The following is a 3,910-nucleotide window of genomic DNA, read 5'->3' as shown; positions in this document are numbered from 1 at the left end:
CCCGCTCTTAGAATATCACGTAATCGCTGGCTTATGGTCATGCAAAGGGCCTCATGCTGCCAAGAACGAAGGCGAGAGGCGAAATGGCCTGAACTGATCCGGTCCCGGACGATCGTCCCGCTCCCAGCTATAATCGCCGGTGAGGGCGATGTGCTCCCAACCCAGCGGCGCGATATGGCGGGCCACTTCGTCCGGCGTGCCGATGTCGGCCAATGCCTGTTCGAGATAACGTGTGTTCCACAGGATTATCGCGGCGACCAGCAGGTTGAGGCCGGAGGCGCGGTAGGACTGGTTCTCGAACCGGCGGTCGCGCAGTTCGCCAAGCTGGTTGAAGAACAGAGCGCGGGCGAGAGCGTTGCGGGCCTCGCCCTTGTTCAGCCCGGCCTGGGTTCGCCTGCGCAGATCGATGTCCTGCAACCAGTCGAGCATGAAGATCGAGCGTTCGAGCCGCCCGATCTCGCGCAGTGCCAGCGCCAGGCCGTTCTGGCGCGGATAGGCAGAAAGCTTGCGCAGCATCGCCGAGGCCGTGACGGTCCCGGTTCGGATCGAGGTGGCGAGCCGCAGCAGTTCGTCCCAATGGGCTGCTGCATGATCGTGCGCGATCGAATCGCCGACCATGCCGGCAAGCAACGACCCCGCCTCCTGCCCCGGCAACAGATGCAGTCGGCGCTCCTTGATATCACGCAAGCGTGGCGCGAAGCGGTAGCCGAAGAACGGCATCAGCCCGAACACATGGTCTGACGCGCCGCCCGTGTCGGTATAATGCTCTTCGATCAACAGCCCGGTCTGGTGGTACAGTAGACCGTCGAGGACATAGGGGGCCTCGCCCGCGGTAGCGGCGATCACGCGCGAACCGAACGGGTCATACTGGTCCGAGATATGCGTATAGAAGGACACGCCGGGTTCGTTGCCGTTGCGCGCGTTGATGTCGCTGATCGCGGCACCACGCCCACCTGCGTGAAATTGCTGCCCGTCGCTCGACGAGCTGATGCCGCTGCCCCACAGTCCCGCAAGTGGCATCGCACGGTGCGCGTCGATCAGTCGTCCCAGCGCCTCGCCATAGGCGGCTTCGCTGATGTGCCAGTCATGCAGATGGGCAAGCTGGCGCAGGCTCGCGCCCCGGCAACTGTCCGCCATGCGGGTCAGGCCGAGATTGATGCCATCGGCGAGGATCACAGTCAGCAACGCGTTGCGATCGTCGGCAGGACGGCCTGAGCGCCGATGCGTGAAGCAGTCGCCGAAGCCGGTCCACGCATCGACATCGAGCAGAATATCCGTGATCTTCACCCGGGGGAGACGATCATAGGCGGTGCGACGCGCGACCTCTGCCGCAGGCGGCGTGATCGCCTTCAGCGGCGAGATCATCAGACCGTTTTCATCGAGCCGGACCTGGGGCAGTTCGCCCTGGCGGGCCAGTACCGTTACCCGTTTGATCGCGCGATCCAGTCGCTCACGACGACCCTCGATATGGCGGTCGAAGTCGGTTTCGATGGCGAGCGGAAGCGGTCCCTTCTCGCGCAGCGCCGCGAACGTGGCGGGCGGAATGAGATAGCTATCGAAGTCGCGATACTGCCGACTGCCCGCCACCCAGATATCGCCGGCCCGCAACCGATCGCGAAGCTGGGACAGCGCGCAGAGTTCATAGGCCGCGCGATCGACCACACCGATGCGGACCACGAAAGGCCGCCAGCCCGCCGGCACAAAGCGCAGCGGCACTTTGTCGGGAAGGCGCCGTTTCCCGGTGTGGTAGAGATCGGCGATGATGGCGAGCGCATCGAGGATGCCCTGAACCGGGCCGGCCCCGCGAAACGCGAACGCCCGCAGGAACTGTCCGGTGAACAGTCTCACCGTGCGATGCCGCTCGATCAGTTCGGCCGTGCGGTCGATCGTCTCGGGGCGGACGAGAACTTCCGCCTGGGCGACAGCGGAGCCGAACCGCTCCCAATCGAACGGGCCGATACGCGCAAGGGAGTCGACACCCTTGGCGTGCGCATCGATCAGCACGCGGCAGCTATCGGTCAGGGCGCGCAGATGCCCCTGCATTTCGCGCACCGTCCTGATCGCCTTGTCGCGCGTCCGGTTTTCTGCGCGGCGGGTCATGCTGCCGAGTAACTTGTCGAACATCGTCAGCGCGGCGTCGGTCAGGCTTTCCTCAAGACGAATGGCTGCGGCCGCGAGGGTCGCATGGCGGCGCAGCGGGTTAAGTTCGCCGAGATGTTGCGGCGTGATCCGCACCGCCTCATCAGCCAGTCGATCGAATGTCGCCGATGGGATCATGGCGGCGTGCGCTGGGTCAAGGCCGAGCGTCCGAACATGATCGAGCCGTTCGAGCAACCGAAGGATGTTGCGCGCTGTCGGCGACTGCGGCGCGTTGCGCAGCCAGGCCAGCCATGTCGTCCCCTGATCCGATCGCCGACCCAGCAAAGCGTCCAGCTCTGCTAGTTTAATGGCATCAATGTCGTTGGTCAGGATCTCGTGGGTAAGCTGTTCGGCCTGCTGACGCGCGTGTCTGACAATCGCCTCGATGACGGCCGGAGGCGGCAACAGCACCCGTCGTCGTCGCAACTCGTCGATGACGGTGCTGGCGAGCAGGAGAGGCTGGGCGACGGTCTGCGCGACCGGCATCGCAAACGCCACGATTGCGCGAAAGTGATTCCGGTCGAAAGCGGTATGGCCAAACCGCTGCATGATATCGGCGAGTTGCGCGCGGCGGGTTTCATCGCGACGGGCGTAATTGTCGAACGCCTTTGCCGGCACATCAATCTGCTCGGCGACAAAGGCCAAGATAGCGCTCGTTGGTTTTTCGCCGGCCTCCAGCACGCGGCCCGGCCAACGCATGTAGAGCAGCAGTAGCGCGAACCCGAGCCGGCTAGATGCTCCCCGCCGCTCACCGACAAGATCGAGATCCTCGCGGCTGAGGGTGAAGTGACGGGCGATCTCCCGCTCGTCGGTCGGAGGATCGTAGTGCGGCGCGAGCGCCTCGCGTGTCAGCAACCGCCGCCTTGCCATGCGCCACGACCCTTCCTGCCCTGTCCGTCAGACGGTCCTCTGGCGGCCAGCATGAATATGTCCGTCAACTCTGGACCCGCGATGGCGATTCGGACAAGAATGCAAATCGATGGGAAAACGGACAGATCGGGACCGACTGTGGCGCTGATCGGCTATGCGCGGGTATCGACCGGCGACCAGAAGCTGGCGCTCCAGCATGATGCGCTGAACGCGGCCGGATGCGAGCGCACGTTCGACGACCACGCCTCTGGCGCGAAGACCGATCGGCCGGGGCTGGCCGAAGCGCTTGCCTATCTGCGTGCCGGCGACACGCTGGTCGTGTGGAAGCTCGACCGGCTCGGCCGTTCGATGAGCCACCTGATCGAGAAGGTCGGCGAACTGGCCGCGCGCGGTGTCGGTTTCCGATCGCTCACCGAGCAGATCGACACCACCACGTCGGGCGGGATGCTCGTGTTCAACATCTTTGGCTCGCTCGCCCAGTTCGAGCGCGACCTGATCCGTGAGCGCACCAACGCCGGATTGAAGGCTGCGCGGGAACGGGGGAGCCTTGGCGGTCGGCGTCCGGTCATCACGACTGACAAATTGCGTAAGGCGCGCGATCATATCGCGGCAGGGCTGACGGTTCGCGAAGCGGCCACGCGCCTCAAGGTCGGCAAAACCGCGCTCTACAAGGCGCTCGAAGGCACCGCTGCTAAAACCGCAGTCAAAGCATGAGGAAAGAGTGATGCACGAACGCGATCCCAACATCGTCACCTCGAGCCTGTCTGGTTTCGTCACCGAGAAGGGCGTCACCGTGAGAGTGAACATCATCCGGTTGGAAAATGAGCCGGGCTGGTCGCTTGAGGTCGAAAACGAGCATGGAACGTCTACGGTCTGGGACGACCTGTTCGCGACTGATGAT

At 64.2% G+C, this 3,910-nt stretch carries 2 protein-coding genes; one reads left to right on the top strand and one right to left on the bottom strand.

Annotation, left to right across the window (positions count from 1 at the left end):
• Positions 1–51 precede the first annotated feature (51 nt).
• Complete coding sequence (locus K5Q19_RS10375; protein WP_292944503.1) at positions 52–3,009, bottom strand: Tn3 family transposase; 2,958 nt, start codon at positions 3,007–3,009, stop codon at positions 52–54.
• 138 nt (positions 3,010–3,147) lie between these two features.
• Between K5Q19_RS10375 and K5Q19_RS10370 the strand changes: the two genes are divergently transcribed.
• On the top strand, positions 3,148–3,723 hold the full coding sequence (locus K5Q19_RS10370) for a recombinase family protein (RefSeq protein WP_292944500.1): 576 nt from the start codon (positions 3,148–3,150) through the stop codon (positions 3,721–3,723).
• Positions 3,724–3,910 lie beyond the last annotated feature (187 nt).

It is taken from the genome of Novosphingobium sp. (assembly GCF_019748365.1).
Lineage (GTDB): Bacteria > Pseudomonadota > Alphaproteobacteria > Sphingomonadales > Sphingomonadaceae > Novosphingobium.
Note: the sequence above shows the minus strand (reverse complement) of the source record. Positions and strands in the feature narration are given on the sequence as shown.